The 16750-nt window shown below is 61.8% G+C and carries 18 protein-coding genes; 13 read left to right on the top strand and 5 right to left on the bottom strand.

Annotated elements, in window-relative coordinates:
* Positions 1-198: 198 nt before the first annotated feature.
* From hepT to C8D99_RS02065, 3 genes are all read right to left on the bottom strand, one after another.
* A complete protein-coding gene (gene hepT / locus C8D99_RS02075) occupies positions 199-621 on the bottom strand; it encodes a type VII toxin-antitoxin system HepT family RNase toxin (RefSeq protein WP_133955885.1) in 423 nt (140 codons plus the stop codon).
* A complete protein-coding gene (mntA, locus tag C8D99_RS02070; protein ID WP_166669959.1) occupies positions 614-1009 on the bottom strand; it encodes a type VII toxin-antitoxin system MntA family adenylyltransferase antitoxin in 396 nt (131 codons plus the stop codon). Before mntA ends, hepT begins: the two co-directional genes overlap by 8 nt.
* Before the next feature lie 164 nt (positions 1010-1173).
* Positions 1174-1731 carry a nitroreductase family protein gene (locus tag C8D99_RS02065; protein ID WP_133955881.1) on the bottom strand — a complete coding sequence of 186 codons (558 nt, stop codon included), beginning with the start codon at positions 1729-1731 and terminating at the stop codon, positions 1174-1176.
* Between the two features lie 183 nt (positions 1732-1914).
* Here C8D99_RS02065 and C8D99_RS02060 point away from each other — a divergent pair, with 183 nt between their 5' ends.
* The 12 genes from C8D99_RS02060 to C8D99_RS02005 all read left to right on the top strand — a co-directional run bounded on the left by C8D99_RS02060 (position 1915) and on the right by C8D99_RS02005 (position 14008).
* Positions 1915-3222, top strand: coding sequence for an acetamidase/formamidase family protein (locus tag C8D99_RS02060; protein WP_133955879.1), 1308 nt, complete (start codon positions 1915-1917; stop codon positions 3220-3222).
* 171 nt (positions 3223-3393) lie between these two features.
* Positions 3394-3765, top strand: a complete 372-nt coding sequence (locus tag C8D99_RS02055) for a UxaA family hydrolase (RefSeq protein ID WP_133955877.1) — start codon at positions 3394-3396, stop codon at positions 3763-3765.
* Entirely contained in the window at positions 3762-4952 is a 1191-nt protein-coding gene (locus C8D99_RS02050; RefSeq protein WP_133955874.1) for a UxaA family hydrolase, read from the top strand. The genes C8D99_RS02055 and C8D99_RS02050 overlap by 4 nt, the downstream gene beginning before the upstream one ends.
* 135 nt (positions 4953-5087) lie before the next feature.
* Positions 5088-6071, top strand: a complete 984-nt coding sequence (locus C8D99_RS02045; protein ID WP_133955872.1) for a C4-dicarboxylate TRAP transporter substrate-binding protein — start codon at positions 5088-5090, stop codon at positions 6069-6071.
* 102 nt (positions 6072-6173) lie between these two features.
* The gene (locus C8D99_RS02040; protein WP_208321037.1) at positions 6174-6707 is read left to right on the top strand and encodes a TRAP transporter small permease; all 534 of its coding nucleotides are present in this window, start codon (positions 6174-6176) and stop codon (positions 6705-6707) included.
* Positions 6704-7990, top strand: coding sequence for a TRAP transporter large permease (locus C8D99_RS02035; protein ID WP_133955867.1), 1287 nt, complete (start codon positions 6704-6706; stop codon positions 7988-7990). Before C8D99_RS02040 ends, C8D99_RS02035 begins: the two co-directional genes overlap by 4 nt.
* Positions 7991-8039: 49 nt before the next feature.
* Positions 8040-9059 carry a zinc-binding alcohol dehydrogenase family protein gene (locus tag C8D99_RS02030; protein WP_133955865.1) on the top strand — a complete coding sequence of 340 codons (1020 nt, stop codon included), beginning with the start codon at positions 8040-8042 and terminating at the stop codon, positions 9057-9059.
* A gap of 74 nt (positions 9060-9133) precedes the next feature.
* Positions 9134-10207, top strand: coding sequence for a mandelate racemase/muconate lactonizing enzyme family protein (locus C8D99_RS02025; RefSeq protein ID WP_133955863.1), 1074 nt, complete (start codon positions 9134-9136; stop codon positions 10205-10207).
* A 43-nt stretch (positions 10208-10250) separates the two neighbouring features.
* Positions 10251-11297 carry a substrate-binding domain-containing protein gene (locus C8D99_RS02020; RefSeq protein ID WP_133955861.1) on the top strand — a complete coding sequence of 349 codons (1047 nt, stop codon included), beginning with the start codon at positions 10251-10253 and terminating at the stop codon, positions 11295-11297.
* Positions 11298-11370: 73 nt separating this feature from the next.
* A complete protein-coding gene (locus C8D99_RS02015; RefSeq protein ID WP_133955859.1) occupies positions 11371-12495 on the top strand; it encodes an enolase C-terminal domain-like protein in 1125 nt (374 codons plus the stop codon).
* 42 nt (positions 12496-12537) lie between these two features.
* Positions 12538-13200: an RraA family protein gene (locus tag C8D99_RS02010; protein WP_133955857.1), complete on the top strand. Its 663-nt coding sequence runs from the start codon at positions 12538-12540 to the stop codon at positions 13198-13200.
* Positions 13201-13240: 40 nt separating this feature from the next.
* Positions 13241-14008 carry an SDR family NAD(P)-dependent oxidoreductase gene (locus C8D99_RS02005; RefSeq protein WP_208321036.1) on the top strand — a complete coding sequence of 256 codons (768 nt, stop codon included), beginning with the start codon at positions 13241-13243 and terminating at the stop codon, positions 14006-14008.
* A 97-nt stretch (positions 14009-14105) separates the two neighbouring features.
* On the opposite strand, the gene C8D99_RS02000 is transcribed toward C8D99_RS02005, so the two are convergent.
* A complete protein-coding gene (locus tag C8D99_RS02000) occupies positions 14106-15842 on the bottom strand; it encodes an aldehyde ferredoxin oxidoreductase N-terminal domain-containing protein (RefSeq protein WP_133955852.1) in 1737 nt (578 codons plus the stop codon).
* Entirely contained in the window at positions 15839-16267 is a 429-nt protein-coding gene (locus C8D99_RS01995; protein WP_133955850.1) for a 4Fe-4S dicluster domain-containing protein, read from the bottom strand. Before C8D99_RS01995 ends, C8D99_RS02000 begins: the two co-directional genes overlap by 4 nt.
* 126 nt (positions 16268-16393) lie before the next feature.
* On the opposite strand from C8D99_RS01995, the gene C8D99_RS01990 reads away from it, so the two are divergent.
* The gene (locus C8D99_RS01990; protein ID WP_133955848.1) at positions 16394-16720 is read left to right on the top strand and encodes a hypothetical protein; all 327 of its coding nucleotides are present in this window, start codon (positions 16394-16396) and stop codon (positions 16718-16720) included.
* The last annotated feature ends 30 nt before the right edge of the window (positions 16721-16750 follow it).

Below are 16750 nucleotides of genomic sequence, written 5' to 3'. Positions count from 1 at the left end.
GTTCTCCTTTCGGGGACATTCCGGCCATTACACTACATCTCAGGTGGCAGGAGCACAACTGCCACTTTTTGCACTTTTTATCATGCCACTTTTGTGGGTTATCCGGCGAAAAGCCGTATTTCAGTGAATGGTTTTACGATGGGAGCGGATATTATCCTGCGAAGCGCTTCAGGATGAGCCGGAACTTCCGGGCGCCCTTTATCTTTTGCAGGGGAAATGGCGGAGCACGGCGGAATAGAAATCTTCGAGATCTTTCAGCCGGTACGTCAGGATGGATTTGAGGATGTCCGGATTCAGGGACTGGTAGTCATGGACGGCGATGTTTCGGAAACCGGTCATCTTCTCCATCCTGGAGGCAGTCTCCCCGTCGAGAATTCCGGCCGCCTTCAGCAGGGAGAAGCTGTCTCTCGCCCGTTCCGGAAGGCCGAGCCCCTCCGATGCGACCACGTGAGCCGCAAGGTCAAGGGCGGCCTGGATTCCACGCTGCAGGTTGAGGAGAAAGATGTCCTGGATGTCGATATTTTCTAGGCTTCCCGGATCGAGAGACGTCACTTCTTTTATCCTGGACAGGCATCTCTGGATGGAGGCGACTTTCGCCAGGATTATGTCTTTGTCATGCATAGATTTTCTTCCTCAGCACGGCCTCTTCGATAGGGGCGCGGATCTGCTTCAGGTCGTCATACTCGTTGACTGTGCGGACGAAAAATTCTTCGTAGGCTCCTTGTTCCGCCCGGAGCCGGATGCCGGTCTTCAGTACCTGCATGCGGATGACGGGGCCGGCATCGTTCAGCACTACCAGGTCGGCCTCCCGCTTCATAAGGTCGGACAGCCTGTCCCGGAGGTCGAGAACATCCATGTAATCCGGAACGCGGCCGAAGAGGACGGCAACATCCACGTCGCTGTCGGGACGGGCCGTTCCCGCAGCGAAGGAGCCTATGAGGAACGCGAGCCGGACGTTCTCTTCGCCCGCAAAGAACATCTGGAGCTTCTGCACTCTGCTTTCCTGCATCCCCATTCCTCCCCCTCCCGGGCATATCCGCCTCTTTCGTAAGGATACCACATCAGCGACGGAGCACAAAAAACGGAACGAATACGTCAGAATTGCCTCCGGAACAGCGGTGCGGGACTTCACCAATCAAAACAGCGTGCCCGGGACCCTCCGGCACGGGGTGGTCAGAACCAGGTCACCGTCCCTTCCCGCCTCGAACGGGGCCGTATAGCCTCAGGGCCTGCGGAGTAGCCCAGGGTCATGGCATAGAGGGGATCGTACCCTTCCGGCGCCATGCACCGGTCGGCGGGGAAGAGGTAGCGGATCAGGCCGATCCAGCAGGTGCCCAGTCCCAGCGAAAAGGCCGCGAGCTGCATGTTCTGTATGGCGGCGCTGCAGTCGGCCAGGGCGGAGAGGTGGGTTCCCGTCTTCCTGAGGACTTTCTCACCGTAAATCATGATTACCACCGGGGCGCCGAAGAAGATCCTGTATTTCGGGTTTTCCCCCATGGCCACGATCCGATCGATGCCTGATGCCCTCATGGCGGCCCGGGCCTTTTCGTCAAGGGCGTCGATCATTTCTCTGTCGCTGAGCACGCCGAAATGCCACGGCTCGGCGTCGCCGCCGGTGGGGGCGTACAGCCCGGCCTGCAGGACCGTTTCGATATCCTCCCGCTTCACGGGACGGTCGCTGTACTTTCGTATGCTCCGCCGCTCCATGATTGCACGCAGTACGTCGTTCATTCCTGATTCCTCCTTCTCAAAAAAACCCGGGGACTTTCATGGCGTTTTTCGGATTGTATCACTGATTCCCCCGCTGACCCATGCCGGAGAATATCTGCTACACTTATAAATAGTCTGCTTTTTCGGAAAAAATGGCGAAACGGGAGCCGGCGGCTTTCATGCCCGGGAAAGGAGTGTTGATCCATGAGTCTCGAAAAAGGCTCAGGAACGGTGTTTGTGGACAGGTTCACCGACGGGGTGCTCGATCCTTCAAAGCCCATGCTCGGGCCGGTGAAGGACGGAGGTTTCATCGTGGCGAACACGGCGCCCGGGTGCTGGGGGCCCATGATCACGCCGGAGCTGAAAGGCGGCCACGAAGTGACGGTGCCGGTGGCGGTGGCGGGGGCTGAACCCGGCGACGCCATCGCCATAAGGATCAAGGACGTGCTGGTGACGTCCATCGCCACGGCGTCAGGGAACGACACCACGCCGGACGCGAGCCGGTTCAAAGGCGACCCCTACGTGGCCAAGCAGTGCCCCTCCTGCGGAGCCTATCATCCGAAGACGGTGCTGGAGGGAATCGGCCAGGGCGCCGTCCGGTGCGCCTCCTGCGGCGCCGAGATTTCCCCCTTCGCCTTCACCAGCGGCTACACCATCGTCTTCGACCACGAGCGGAAGCTGGCCGTGACCCTGGACAAGCAGGGAGCCGAGAAGGTGGCGAGGGACTCGCAGCATTACTCCGCCAAGCCGGATCATTCCATCCAGAATCCCATCCTCGCCTTCGCCCCGGCGGACCTCGTGGGGGTGGCGACCCGGATGCGCCCCTTCCTTGGCCAGCTTGGGACCACTCCGTCCCTGCCGTTCCCCGATTCCCACAACGCGGGAGACTTCGGCGCCTTCCTCGTGGGAGCTCCCCATGAGTTTGCCAGGGAAAAGGAGGAGCTCGCCTGCCGCACCGACGGTCACATGGACGTGAACACCGTCCGGGCCGGGGCGGTGCTCATCTGCCCCGTGAAGGTGCCGGGCGGGGGCGTCTATGTGGGTGACATGCACGCCTTCCAGGGAAACGGCGAGATCGCCGGGCACACCGCCGACGTGGCGGGAGTGGTGACCCTGCAGGTTTCCGTGATCAAGGGGCTGAAGATCGACGGTCCTGTCCTGCTGCCCGTGGAGGAGGACCTCCCCCATCTGGCGAAGCCCCTGACCTGCGCGGAGAAGCATGCCCTGAAATCGCTGGCGGAGAAGTGGGGCGTGGCGAAGATGGAGGAGGATGCCCCCGTCTGCTTCATCGGCACCGGGGCGTCCATGAACGAGGCCATCGACAACGGTTTGGAAAGAGCGTCCTCCGTACTGGACATGCCCCTGCCGGAGGTGAAGAACAGGGCCACCGTGGCCGGGGCCATCGAGATCGGCCGGGCACCGGGAGTAGTGATGGTGACCTTCCGCTGTCCGGTGGACAGGCTGGAGCGCATCGGCCTCATGCCCTTCGTGAAGCAGCAGTACAGCCTTTGAGGAGTTCACCGTTCACGAGGAACGGGAGCGGAAAGCGCCGGGAGGTTCCGGCGCTTTTTTTGCGGCGGTAGGCAGTGCTGTCAGAGCCTGCAATCCTTCCTTTCTTGCAAAAAAGTCCCGCATGACGGATAATAGAAAACGATTACCCTCTCCTGCGGAGGTCCGGCTGTCATGAAAGATATACTGGAAACCACCAGCGGTACGGGCAAGGATAAAGACCACATTCCCGCCCTTCTTCTTTCGGAAACTGACGACGTGGCGACCCTTCTTTCTTCGGCTGAAAAGGGCGCCCTTGTCTGCATCATGTCCGGCGGCCGGGTTCTTCGGGCTGCTGATGCCATTCCCCTGTATCACAAAATTGCCCTCCGGTCCGTTTCCCGGGGTGAGACCGTCCTGAAGTACGGCGTGGCCATCGGCCGCGCCAGGCAGGACATTCCCGCCGGCGCCTGGGTCCACCTGCACAACCTCGAAAGCTTTCTCGACGAAAAATCGTCTTCCCTGGACCTTCATACGGGGGTGGATACGGGGAGGCAGTACGAATGACCTTCTGGACAGGGTTTCTGCGGTCCGACGGATCGAAGGGGATACGGGACTGGATTCTCGTCGTCCATACGGTGGAATGCTCCCGGTTCGTGGCGGAACGAATTGCCTCCGGAGAGGATGATGTCTGCTGCATCGGCTACGAGCCCTGCAACGACAACGATTACGCCATCCGCCTTCTGCTTGCGCTGTCACGCCACCCTAACGCCGGGGGCGCCCTGTTCGTGGGGCTTGGGTGCGAGTATACCCAGCCGGGACGGCTCGCGGAGGTCACTGCGGCCTCGGGACGGCCTGCGGACTGGTTTTTCATCCAGGACACGGGAGGCACGGCCACGGCGGTCGCCGAGGGAAAACGGAGGCTGGCGGCCCTGAGGAGGCGGGTGGAGAGGAACAGGAAACCCGTGCCCATGGGATGGCAGGACCTGGCGGTGGGGTGCGAGTGCGGCGGTTCGGACGCCACGAGCGGCCTTGCGGGCAACCCGCTGGCGGGGCGTTTTTTCGACAGGCTCGTGGACCGGGGAGGAACGGCCGTTTTCGAGGAAATGGCCGAACTCGTGGGACTCCTTCCGGAGCTTCTGCGGAGAGCGGAGACCCCGGAAGCGGCGGAGGAGATCAGGGCCGCCTACGAGAACATGGTGCGCTACTGCACGTCCGTCCGTCAGTATTCCATCTCCCCGGGAAACTTCGCCGGGGGGCTTTCCACCATAGAGGAGAAGAGCTGCGGCGCCTACGCCAAGTCCGGAACCCGCCCCATCCGGGGCGTGATCCGGGCTTCAGAGCGGCCTCCCGGAAAAGGGCTCTGGCTGATGGACAGCCTGCCCGATCCCCATCACATGCAGTTCGGGTACAGTAACCCCCACGACACCGAGGGGCTGATGGACCTTCTTTCGGCGGGATGCCAGGTGCTTTTTTTCGTGACTGGGCGGGGAAGCCCCGTGGGGGCGCCCCTGGCGCCTGTGGTGAAGATCACGGGGAACAGCGGCACCTTCCGGAAGATGGAGGAGGACATGGATTTCGATGCGGGGCGCATTCTTTCGGGAGAAACGGGCTTCGATGAAGCGGTCCTTGAACTGGAGAGCCTTGTGGAAAGAATCTGCCGGGGAGAGCGCTCGAAGAGCGAGATCCTGGGCCACAGGGAATATGCCATAGACTGCAAATTCCAGGATACCGGCCGTCCCCGGCGCTGCTGAAAGAGCGCCGGGAATTCCGGGGAAGGGATGTGATGACGGAAAAAAAGAGGATCCACAGCCAAGGTTTCAAGGCGCATGCACACTTCCGGGGAACGAGAGACGAAATGTTAATCACTTACTTCAGGAGGGAATGCCATGTTCGGAAAAATGACACGAATCGCTCTGTGCCTCGCCCTGGTTTTCACCCTTTTCGCGGGCGCACAGCAGGTTTTGGCGGCAGAGTACGAGATCAAGATCGCCTATGAGAACAACCCCGGCGAACCCACCGACGTGGGCGTCCAGGAATGGGCCCGGATCCTCAAGGAGATCAGCGGCGGCAAGGTCGAGGCGGTTCTGTACCCCAGCTCCCAGCTCGGCGCGAAGAAGGACGTCCTCGAGATGATCCTTATGGGAAGCAACGTGATCACCATCGCTGACGCCGGGTTCCTCATGGACTACGTGCCCGATATCGGCATCATGTATGCCCCCTACCTCACCGACACCTACGACGAGTATTTCACCCTCGTGGATTCGCCCTGGTTCAAGAAGCAGATGGACGCAGTGGCGGGCCACGGGTTCGAGATCGTCACCGCCAAGTGGATTTACGGCGACCGGCACCTTCTGGCCAACAAGGCCGTCAAGACACCCAAGGACCTTTCCGGGCTGAAGATCCGCACCCCCAACATGAAGATCCTCTCCAAGACCATCGAATACATGGGCGGCATCCCCACTCCCATGCCCCTCGGCGAAGTGTACCCCGCCATCGCCCAGGGCGTGATCGACGGCGCCGAGAACCCCTATCCCGTTCTGTGGGGCGCCAAGCTGTACGAGAAGGCCAAGTTCCTGACCCCCACGGCACACGTGAAGAACGTGTCCATGTGGCTGGGCAGCCACAAGTACTTTGCTTCCCTTCCCCCGGAGATTGCCGGATACATCAGGGAAGCCGCCGAGAAGGCCTGCCTCTTCGTGAACGAGAACGTGAAGAAGGACGACATCAAGGCCATCGAGAACTTCCGGAACGCCGGCGTGGAGATCGTGGAGCCCGATATGGAAGCCTTCAGGAAGGCCGTGTTCCCCATTTACGAAGAGCTTTGGGGCAAGGAGCTGTACGAAGAAGTCAAGAAGAACATGACGAAGTAGAAAAGAGAACCCGCCGGGCGGGAGGGGATTCTCTCCCCCCGGCCGGGTCCCTTTTCGGCCGCAGCGGCGGACTATTCCCCCGGAAGTGTGCTTTCGCGGCCTGTGAAGATTTTCATTCTTTTCGACCTGGAGGTTCGGGCCAAGGTGAAAATGATAAAAAAACTGCTCTACCACGCGGATGACATCGTTGCCTCCGCGGCGCTCATAATACTGGTCGGCAGCACCATCCTCGGGGTATTTTACCGGTACGCCCTGAGCGACCCCCTGGACTGGGTGGAGGAGGTCAGCCTCCTCTGCGTGGTGTGGTTCGTGTTCATCGGCGGCAGTTCTGCCACCAAGAGAAACGGCCATGTGGGCATCGATTTCGTCATCGCCCTCTTTCCCGCTTTCGTTCAGAAGGCGGCCTTCGTTTTCGTGCAGGCCATGTGCTACGCCGTCCTTTCCTTCATGGCCTGGTGGGGATGGCTGCTTGGCCTGCAGGCACAGCTCAAGGTGACCAACATGCTCCGCATTCCCTACACCTATATCGACCTGGCCGTTCCCGTGGGGTGCATTCTCATGATGATCCACCTGGCCCTGGGAACCAGGCGGAACTGGAAGGCCCTCTTCTCCCGGGAGAAGGAGGCGGCATCATGATCGTCGGCCTGACCTTCGTGCTGCTCCTGGTGCTGCTTTTCATCAACGCGCCGGTGTTCGTGGCCATCCTGGGAAGTTCCATTTTCTATTTCGTGGCCAACAATTCGCTCTCGTGGATGATGGTGGTCCAGCGGACCATCAGCGGACTTGAGTCCATTCCGCTCCTGGCCGTTCCCTTCTTCGTCATGGCGGGGGTGTTCATGAACTACACGGGCATCACCAGCAGGATGATCCGATTTGCCGAGGTGCTGACCGGTCACATGCCCGGCGGCCTGGCCCAGACCAACGTGGTGCTGAGCACCCTCATGGGCGGCCTTTCGGGGTCGTCCCTGGCCGACGCGGCCATGCAGTCCAAGATCCTTGTGCCCGAGATGGAGAAGCGGGGCTACGGCAAGGCGTTCTCCTCTGCGGTGACGGGGGCCTCGGCCCTCATCACTCCCATCATCCCGCCGGGCATCGCCCTGATCATCTACGGCTTTGTGGGCAACGTGTCCATCGGGCGGCTGTTCCTCGCCGGAGTGGTGCCCGGAGTGATGACCTGCCTTTTCATGATGGTGGTCGTTCACTTTATCTCGAAGAGACGGGGCTATCTGCCCATCTACGAAAGACGCGCGGGAATACGGGAGGTCTTCCGGGCGTTCCGGGAGGCGTCGTGGGCCCTCTTCCTTCCAGTGGTGATCGTGGGGGGCATCCGGTTCGGCGTGTTCACCCCCACCGAGGCGGGCTCCATTGCCATTCTCTATGCCCTGGTGCTGGGGACCATCGTCTACCGGGAGATGACCCTGAAAGACCTGAAAACGGGTCTTATAGAGACGGTGACGACTACTGCCTCCATCATGCTCATCATCGCGGCGGCATCATCCTTCGCGTGGATCCTTACCTGGGAAAGGGTGCCCCAGATCACGGCGAACTGGGTGCTGTCCATAGTCTCAAGCCCCGGGATGTTCCTTTTGCTCATCAATATTTTCCTGCTGATCGTGGGCATGTTCATCGAGGGAAACGCCGCCATGCTGGTGCTCATACCCATATTCATGCCCATGGTGCAGGCCCTGGGGATAAACGATGTCCACTTCGGCATGGTGTTCATCTTCAACATGGCGGTGGGATCCCTCACGCCGCCCATGGGAACGGTGATGTTCACCACCTGCTCCATCACGGGGGCAAAGATCGGCGATTACATCAGGGAGTCGGTGCCCTTCTACCTGGTGCTGCTGTTCTGTCTTCTGCTGATCACCTACATCCCCCAGATTTCCCTGTTCCTCCCTAATCTGCTGTTCAACTGATTTCCGGACCTGCGTTCCGGCTGTGACAACCATCGAGGAGATGAAGACAATGAGAGCGTTCTGCATCGACGAACCGGGCAAGTATTCCTTCAGGGACATTCCCGTCCCCGTGCCCAGGGACGGAGAAGTGCTTCTCCGCATAAAGAAAGTGGGGTACTGCGGCAGCGACCTGAACACCTGGCGGGGCCTGAACCCCCTGGTGAAGTATCCCCGCATTCCGGGCCACGAGATCAGCGGTGTGGTGGAGCAGGTGACACGGGGCGTTCCCGCCGGCGTGAAGGTGGGGGACATCGTCACCGCCATGCCCTACACGAGCTGCGGGAAATGCTGGTCGTGCCTGAGCGGGCGGCCCAACGCATGCAAAAACAACGAGACTCTTGGGGTTCAGCGGGAGGGGGCTCTGACGGAGTTCATCGTCCTTCCCTGGGAAAAGATCGTCCACGGGGGCAGGCTGGGTCTCCGGGAACTGGCCATCGTGGAACCTCTGGCCATCGGCATCCATGCCGGCAAGCAGTGCGACCCCAAGGAGGGGGACCATATGCTCGTCTTCGGCTGCGGCATGATCGGCATAGGCGCCGTCGCCGAGGGAATCAGGGCAGGGGCGAAGGTCATCGCCGTGGACGTGGACGATTCAAAGCTTGAAATGATGCGTTCCATCGGCGCAGCCTTCACGGTGAATTCGAAGAAGGAAAACCTGCAGGAGCGGGTTCTGGAGATCACCGGCGGCCACGGACCGGCGGTGGTTCTCGAGGCCATCGGTCTGCCGGAGACCTTCGTCCAGGCGGTGGACCTCGCCGCCTACTCGGGGCGGGTGGTCTTCGTGGGATACGCGAAAGCCCCCGTGACCTTCGACACCAAGTATTTCATCCTGAAGGAGATCTCCATCCGGGGGTCCAGGGGGTCGGGCCGTCCCGACTTCGAGCAGGCCGTGGCGCTGCTCGAGTCCGGAGCCTTTCCCGTGGACAGGCTCATTTCGGCGGAGTTTCCCTTCGAAAAGGCCGGAGAGGCCATGGAGCAGTGGAACGCCAATCCGGGAGCGGTCTCCCGGATGATGATCTCCCTCGACTAGGGGATTTCCGGGACAGCCTGCGGGAAGGGAAAGAAGCGGGCCTTCCCCGCTGAAAGAAGGAAAGGAAGAAGAGAATGCCGGCCATTACAGATGTGCGCATATTCCGGGCAGTGTCTCCGCTGAGCCGCCCCATAGCCGATGCCACCCACTCCCTGACGGAAATTTCGTTTTACGTGGTGGAGGTTGAGACGGAGAGCGGCGGAACGGGGCAGGGATACCTGCTGTCCTTCCATTATTCGCCCCATGCCATCTCCGGCGCCCTGAAGGACATCCGTCCCCTGGTGCTCGGCCTCGAGCCCCACGAGACGGGAGTGCTAGCACATCGGGCGGCGGCGGAGCATGAGTATTTCGGCTGCGAGGGACTCCAGAAATGGGCCCTTGCGGCGGCGAATGTGGCCATGTGGGACTGCCGGGGAAAGATGCTCGGGGCGCCGGTGTGGAAGCTGCTGGGGAGCACCGTGTCCCGGGTTCCCGTCTACGGCAGCGGAGGATGGCTCTCCTACACGATCGAGGAACTTCTGGGCGAGGTCACGGAGTACCGGCGGCGCGGGTTCAACGCGGTGAAAATCAAGGTGGGCGGCGGCCTGGAGCGGGACCTGGAACGGCTCCGGAAGGTCCGGGAGGCCGTGGGACCGGGACTGAAGATCATGATGGACGCCAACCAGGGAATGAGCCTCCAGGATGCCCTCGCATTGTCGAGAAAGGCGGAGGATCTGGACATCTTCTGGTTCGAGGAACCCATCGACCACCGGGATTACGAGGGATATGCCGTCCTCCGGAGCAGGACCTCCATATCGCTGGCCATGGGCGAGCGGGAGTACGATACCCAGGCTTTGAAGGCGCTCATCGGGCGGCGGGGGATCGACCTCTGGCAGCCTGACCTGATCCGCATCGGCGGCGTGGAGGAATGGCGGAATTCGGCCGCCCTCGCAGGGGCTTATTCCGTCCCCGTGCTGCCCCATTACTACAAGGATTACGACGTCCCCCTGCTGTGCACCATCCCCAACGGCGTGGGTGCGGAGTCCTTCGACTGGATCGACGGCATCATCGACAACACCATGAGGATCGAGGACGGGTTCGCCTATCCCCGTACCGGTCCTGGCTGGGGATTCACCTTCAGGCGGGAGAGCCTGACGCCCGTGGAGTAGAGGGCTTCGGACGGACATTCGGAATTCGGAGGAGTGTGGCTGAATGAGCGGCATGAAGGCGCGGACGACCATGAAGGACATCGCCAGGGCGGCGGGGGTTTCTTCCGTGACGGTCCACAAGGCGATTTACTCGAAAAAGGGCGTGAGCAGCGAGACGAGGGAGAAAATCCTGAGGCTCGCCGAGGCCATGGACTATTCGGTGAACGCCGCCGCGTCGTCCCTCAAGCGGGGGGCTCTGCACATTGCGGTGGTTCTGCAGAGCGTCTCCAACCCGGTGAATTATTTCTTCCGCAGCATGTGGGCCGGAATAGACAAGGTTGAGCGGGACCTTCTCGACTACAGGGTGAGGATTACCCGCTTCGAGTGCGGCGACGACTGGGTGAGCCAGGAGAAAATTCTCGCCTCGATTGCCGAACGGAAGGACATCGACGGCGTGGTGATCCAGTGCTGGGATGAAACCCGGCTCAATGGGGTCATCGACCGCCTGTACGACCAGGGCATCCCGGTGGTGACGGCAAATTCCGACGCCGTGGGATCAAAACGCATCGCCTGCGTATCGGGCCCCAACGAAAGGATCGGGAGGCTTGCCGCCGAGCTTCTGAGAGCTTTTCTTCCCGGCGGGGGGAAGATCGTCATGGTGGGAGGCCGGCCCGGCGTGGAGATTCACAACGCCCACAGACGGGGATTCCGGGCCTTCATGGAAGAGACCGGATACTCTTTTCCCATAGCGGAAGTGGACGGCGACGGCGACCCGGGGCGGGTGAGGAACGACTTCAGCCGGGCCCTTGACGGGATAGAAGACGGAGGCGGCGTGTACGCCATCTCTTCCCGGGACACCCTTCTCGCATGCAGGGAAATACAGGAAAGGGGCATTGATGACAGGGTGCGCCTTGTGGGCAGCGACGTATTCCGGGAGCTCGTTCCCTTTTTTGAGCAGGGCATCCTCCGGGCGACGGTGTGGAAGAACCAGCAGGCCCAGGCGGAGCGGGCCGTCCTCGCGCTCTACCGGTACCTGACGGGGCGGCAGGCAGAATGGGAACCCATCGGCATCGGGGTGGTGCTCCGGAACAACCTGGAGGATTACCTGTAGGTTCGGCGGCAGTTCAGAAAAGGCGGCCGGCGCCGATTTTTTCCGAAAAATAACGGGATCGGGAGTGGTGGAAATGAAGGTCGTCAGGGCCGAGACATGGCTGTGCAGGCGCGAGGCCTCGTATTTCGACAGGAAAAGAACGGTGGGGGCCCCCATGCCGTGGGACGTGGTGGTGCTCCGCCTGACCACGGACGAGGGGTTTTCGAGCACGGTGGGGTGCCTTGCCGCCCGGTCGGGGAAGGTGGTGGAGGACTATCTCCACGAGACCATCCTTCCCGTGGTGCTCGGACGGGACGTGCACGACCGGGAAGCCGTCTGGCACGAGTACTGGACGGTGGACCGTCACCTGACGTTTTTCCCTGTCTACCTGCCGGGCCCGGTGGACGTGGCCCTCTGGGAGCTTGCGGCTCTCCGGGCGGGGCTGCCTCTCTACAAGTACCTGGGAGGATACAGGAAGCGCCTGCCTGTGTACGCCAGCGGCCTGTTCCACGATGCGGCGGAGGACTACGTCAGGGAGGGGACATTCTACCGGGACCGGGGAATCCGGGCCTACAAGGCCCATCCCGGCGGTCCGTGGCAGAAGGACATGGAGATCCACCAGGCCCTCCGGGACGCCCTGGGGAAGGACGTGACCCTGTTCTCCGACCCCGTGGCGGAGTATACCCTCGATGAGGCCGTGAGAGTGGGACGCCACCTGGAAAAACTGGACTACCGCTGGCTGGAGGAGCCCTTCCGGGACTTCGAGCTGTCGAAGTACAGGAGGCTCTGCGAGACCCTGGACATTCCCGTGGCGGCCACGGAGACCACGAGGGGGGCCCACTGGGGAGTGGCCCAGGCCATCGCCCTCGGCGGGGTGGATATTGTCCGGGCGGATGTCTCCTGGAAGAACGGCGTGACGGGTACCCTGAAGATCGCCCACCTGGCGGAGGCCTTCGGCATCAACTGCGAGATCCACACCACCACCATGGCCCTCATGGACGTGGCCAATCTTCATGTTTCCTGCGCCGTCCGGAACTGCGAGTTCTTCGAGTATTTCGTGCCGGAGGAGAACTTCCGCTTCCCCATGAAGGAACCCCTGACGATTTCGGAGGACGGCTTCATCGAGGTGCCGGAGGGGCCGGGCCTCGGCGTGGAAGTGGACTGGGACGGAATAGACAGGATGTGCGTCTCCCGCAGGGAGACCGTCTTTTCAGGCTGAGCCCGGAAGCGGGCCGGAACAACGAAAGCGGGAGGTCGTGCCATGCAGTGGAACAGCGACAGGGAACTTTTCGCCCTGATGAAGGAAAAATTGTATACGCCTGTGGTGGGGGACATCCTGGACGCCATGGGATACTACCACCAGTTCCTGCCCCAGGCGATCCGCCCCCTGAGGGATGACATGAAACTTGCCGGGCGGGCCATGACGGTGCTCATGATCGATGTTTTCGGCGTGCAGAAAAAGCCCTTCGGCCTTCTCACCGAGGCCCTGGACCAGCTCGAGGAAGGGGAAGTCTACCTTGCCTCGGGAGGCGGCAGGCGATGCGCCTACTGGGGCGAGCTGCTCACGGCGGCATCCAGGACGCGGGGCGCCGTGGGTGCCGTGGTGGACGGATGGCACAGGGACACGCCCCAGGTCCTGGAGCAGAACTGGCCGGTGTTCAGCATGGGCTGCTACGCCCAGGATTCTTCGGTGCGGACCCAGGTGGCGGACTACCGGTGCAGGCTCGAAGTGGGGAACGTGACCGTTCTTCCCGGGGACATCGTCTTCGGCGACGTGGACGGTGTGCTTATTATCCCCTCGAAGGTCGCCGACGAAGCGGTGGAGAAGGCCCTGGAGAAGGCGGCGGGAGAAAAGACGGTCCGGAAGGCCATCGAGGCCGGAATGAGCACCACGAAGGCCTTCGAGACCTACGGGATCCTCTGAGGATCGACGGCAGGGCATTGAGAAGAGAGAAGGGATGACAATGACGGGAAAGTACAGCCGGTTCTCCCTGGAAGGAGAACGGGCCCTCATCACCGGTGGAGGTACGGGGATCGGCTTCGGGATAGCTGAGTCCATGATCCGGGCAGGCGCCCGTGTGGTGCTTGCCGGGCGCCGGGAAGAACTGCTGCGCACGGCTGCGGATAAGCTGGGAGACAGGGCCGGATATATCGTCGGGGACGTGACGGATACCCGGGGGGCGGAAGAGTTCGCCCGGACAGTGGAAGAAAAGTTCGGCCCCGTGTCCATACTGGTGAACAACGCCGGAATCCACCACAAGCAGCCCTTTCTGGAGACGGCCTACGAGGACTTCGACAAGGTCCTGCGGACCCATGTGAGCGGAAGCTTCGTCATGTCCAAAGCCTTCGCGCCGTCCATGGCTGCCCGGAAGCATGGACATATCCTCTTCATCGCCTCCATGACCACCTTCATCGGCATGCCCCAGGTCATCGGCTACACGGCCGCGAAGAGCGCCGTGGGAGGCATGGTCCGGGCACTGACGGCGGAACTGGCCCCTCTGGGAGTGAGGGTGAACGCCATCGCCCCGGGGTGGATCAACTCGGAGATGATGCACAGGGCTGTGAACAGCGACCCGGAGCGGAAGGCGAAGATCCTCGGGCGGACCCCCATGGGCCGTTTCGGCGACCCGGAGGACATCGGCGACGCGGCGGTCTACCTCAGCAGCCCTGCGGCCTCTTTCGTCACGGGAGTGATTCTCCCGGTGGACGGCGGTGCGGTGACAGGATTCTGAGGGAACGGCACCGACCAAAAAGAACAGCGAAGGGGAGCCCGAAAGGGCTCCCCTGTTTTCATCCGCTCCTCCGGCACAACTCCCGCTTTCCCTGGGTTTACAGCAGCCCGGCGTACTTCCGGTACAGCCGGAGCCTTTCCTCCAGGGATTCTCGTCCGATAAGCCCCGTGGCCGTCTGGACGGAGTACATTTTTTTCGGAATCTTCACCAAACTGTGATCGAAGCCGCAGAGAGCCTTCCATTCGTATTTTCGGAGCAGGGCCTTTTCCGACATGGCCTGCAGTTTTTCTGCGTCCCACTCCAGGCCGAGGGCGTCCAGTCCGCTGAGGATTATCTCTTCATCGTAGACGCCCCGGGCGAAGAGGCAGATCATGAGGGAATTGAGTACCATGCGCCACCGGGCTTCCTTCACCTGGGCCCGGACCTGGTCTTCCAGCGGCTGGGCGGCGTTCAGGAGCTTCTGGTCGATGGAGTATCCTGTGTCGTCCAGGTGGGAGTGGCGCACCCCCATCATGCAGGTGACGGCAAAGTTCTCACCGGTCATGTATCCCCCCGGCTCCACGCCGCCGTACTGGACGGCCCATTCCTCCCCGCCGTATTTCCTGGCGCAGAAGGCGCACCCCTTCTCCAGGTCCCGGTAGAATTCTCCCTGTCCTTTTGCCATGCGTTCCAGCATTTCGAGATACGCCGCACCGTCTCCGAAGGAGAGGGGCAGATCTCCCGTTTCGGCGAGGGAAAGGGTTCCCCGGAGGAAGGATTCCGTGGCCCAGGCAAGGGTGCAGCCCAGGGAAATGACGTCCCACCCCTGCTTTTCCGTAACCAGGAGGAGCTTCAGAACGTCCTCGGGGGAGGAAAGGCTGAGCATGCTTCCCATGGCGTAGATCAGCTCGTAGTCGTAGGAGACCCTGTTCGTGCTGTAGTGGTACGGGGCGAACTCCTCCCGCAGTTCGGCGAGGTGGATGCAGCCGCACTGGCAGTGGGCGCAGGCCGTGTGCTGCACCAGGAATTCCCCGGCAAACCGTTCCCCGGAGATGTCATCGGCCCCTTCAAAGTTGCCCTGGGAGAAGTTCCGTGTGGGGAGCCCCCGTATCATGGAGAGGGGACGGACGTTGGCGGCGGTGCCCAGGTCGTGGTATTTTTTCATTTCCTTCGACCTGACGACCCGGTCGTACAGTATGTCATAAACGGCTTTGAACTCCTTCGGTTTCGCCAGGGGCAGGGTTTTCGTCCCGCTGACGACTATGGCCTTGAGGTTCTTGCTCCCCAGGACGGCGCCGAGGCCGAGGCGGCCGAAATGGCGGGAGCCGTCCACGGTGGCGCAGGCCATGGGAGAGAGCCGTTCCCCGGCGGGACCGATGCGGACAACTGAAATTTTTCGTCCCGTTTTGCTCTCCGCTTCCCGGAGAATCCGGTCGGTGGCCGTGGCCGACTGACCCCAGAAAGTCGAGGCCGATTTGACTGCGACGGTGTCGTTTTCGATGGCCAGGTAAGAGGGGCGCTCCGCCCTGCCGGTGATGACAAGGGCGGCGATGCCCGCCTCCCGGAAAGACATGGCCAGCCGCCCCCCGGCGTGGGATTCTCCCAGCTCTCCGGAGAGAGGAGACTTGAAGAGGGCCGCGGTCTTCGTGGCCACAGGGTACAGGGCGCTGAAGGGACCGATGGCGAAGATCACAGGGCTTTCCGGGGCCAGGGGGTCGCCCTTCGGGGCTCCGTACCGGAAAAGGAGTTCCGTGGCGGCAGCCGATCCGCCGAGCCATTCGGAGAAAAGCCGGTTGTCGTCGAGCAGCCGGTCTGTCCCGGAGGCCAGGTCCACGTGCAGGGTTCTTCCCTTCATCTCCGGTCGCCTCCTTCCGTTTTTTCGGTCATGGCGAGTACGTTGTTGGGGCAGTACTTTACGCACTGGCCGCAGAAGATGCACGGAATGGGATGCCGTTCCTCCTCGTCCCACTGAAGGGCGCTGATGGCGCAGGCCTTCACGCAGGCGCCGCAGGAGATGCAGAGGTCTTTTTTCAGCCGCACCCCGCCGTTGGGGGCTGCGGTCAGCGCTCCTGTCGGGCATGCTTTTGCGCAGTCGGGATCTTCGCACCGGGCGCAGACCCGGATGGAGAAGGCCCCCTCCACTCCGGCGTACCCCTTGACCCTGAGGGCCGCCTTGCCGCTGCCGCCCGCATTCCGGACCATCCGGGAGCAGGCGTACATGCAGCTGAAGCAGCCGATGCACTGGTCCCGGTTCACAACTCTCAGGTATTGAATTGCCATACATGTCACCTCTCCGTTTTTTCACTCTCCGCCATAATCCCCTGTAGTTTTATCCCTGTCAACTGGTAAAATAACAGCCGGAGCGCACGAGAACCGGTATATCCGGAAGAGAAGGAGTGAATGGTTATGAGAAGAAGGCTGTTTTTTACCGCCTTTCTGCTGGTGTTCCTCGGCAGTGCAGCCGCCTGGGGGCATCCGGCATGGAAGGGGGACCTGCGGAAAATTGCCGAGGTTGACGGCGTAGTGTATTCACTCTACGCCGACCGCACGAGGCTGGTGGACGACTGCGTCCCCGGGGCGGAGCAGGTGGCGGAAACCTATGTTCACCTGGTGATCCCGGGGCAGAACCTGATCGAGATACTGCAGTGGAACATTCGCCTCGACGGAAGCGAGTACCGTGTCCAGGATTCCTTTGACTATGCCCTTGACACGAAGGGACTGGTGGACCAGTGAACGATCTTTCCTGAGTGGGCCTCGTGGAGG

The sequence above is a fragment of the Aminivibrio pyruvatiphilus genome, from assembly GCF_004366815.1.
Lineage (GTDB): Bacteria > Synergistota > Synergistia > Synergistales > Aminobacteriaceae > Aminivibrio > Aminivibrio pyruvatiphilus.
Note: the sequence above shows the minus strand (reverse complement) of the source record. Positions and strands in the feature narration are given on the sequence as shown.

Excerpts from the sequence above, each read along its gene's own strand:
- hepT (WP_133955885.1), bottom strand. The coding sequence starts at position 621 with ATGCATGACAAAGACATAATCCTGGCGAAAGTCGCCTCCATCCAGAGA.
- C8D99_RS02045 (WP_133955872.1), top strand. The coding sequence starts at position 5,088 with ATGTTCGGAAAAATGACACGAATCGCTCTGTGCCTCGCCCTGGTTTTC.
- C8D99_RS02005 (WP_208321036.1), top strand. The coding sequence starts at position 13,241 with ATGACGGGAAAGTACAGCCGGTTCTCCCTGGAAGGAGAACGGGCCCTC.
- C8D99_RS02030 (WP_133955865.1), top strand. The coding sequence starts at position 8,040 with ATGAGAGCGTTCTGCATCGACGAACCGGGCAAGTATTCCTTCAGGGAC.
- C8D99_RS02055 (WP_133955877.1), top strand. The coding sequence starts at position 3,394 with ATGAAAGATATACTGGAAACCACCAGCGGTACGGGCAAGGATAAAGAC.
- C8D99_RS02015 (WP_133955859.1), top strand. The coding sequence starts at position 11,371 with ATGAAGGTCGTCAGGGCCGAGACATGGCTGTGCAGGCGCGAGGCCTCG.
- C8D99_RS02065 (WP_133955881.1), bottom strand. The coding sequence starts at position 1,731 with ATGAACGACGTACTGCGTGCAATCATGGAGCGGCGGAGCATACGAAAG.
- C8D99_RS02035 (WP_133955867.1), top strand. The coding sequence starts at position 6,704 with ATGATCGTCGGCCTGACCTTCGTGCTGCTCCTGGTGCTGCTTTTCATC.
- C8D99_RS01995 (WP_133955850.1), bottom strand. The coding sequence starts at position 16,267 with ATGGCAATTCAATACCTGAGAGTTGTGAACCGGGACCAGTGCATCGGC.
- C8D99_RS02060 (WP_133955879.1), top strand. The coding sequence starts at position 1,915 with ATGAGTCTCGAAAAAGGCTCAGGAACGGTGTTTGTGGACAGGTTCACC.
- C8D99_RS02000 (WP_133955852.1), bottom strand. The coding sequence starts at position 15,842 with ATGAAGGGAAGAACCCTGCACGTGGACCTGGCCTCCGGGACAGACCGG.
- C8D99_RS01990 (WP_133955848.1), top strand. The coding sequence starts at position 16,394 with ATGAGAAGAAGGCTGTTTTTTACCGCCTTTCTGCTGGTGTTCCTCGGC.
- C8D99_RS02050 (WP_133955874.1), top strand. The coding sequence starts at position 3,762 with ATGACCTTCTGGACAGGGTTTCTGCGGTCCGACGGATCGAAGGGGATA.
- mntA (WP_166669959.1), bottom strand. The coding sequence starts at position 1,009 with ATGCAGGAAAGCAGAGTGCAGAAGCTCCAGATGTTCTTTGCGGGCGAA.
- C8D99_RS02010 (WP_133955857.1), top strand. The coding sequence starts at position 12,538 with ATGCAGTGGAACAGCGACAGGGAACTTTTCGCCCTGATGAAGGAAAAA.
- C8D99_RS02025 (WP_133955863.1), top strand. The coding sequence starts at position 9,134 with ATGCCGGCCATTACAGATGTGCGCATATTCCGGGCAGTGTCTCCGCTG.
- C8D99_RS02020 (WP_133955861.1), top strand. The coding sequence starts at position 10,251 with ATGAGCGGCATGAAGGCGCGGACGACCATGAAGGACATCGCCAGGGCG.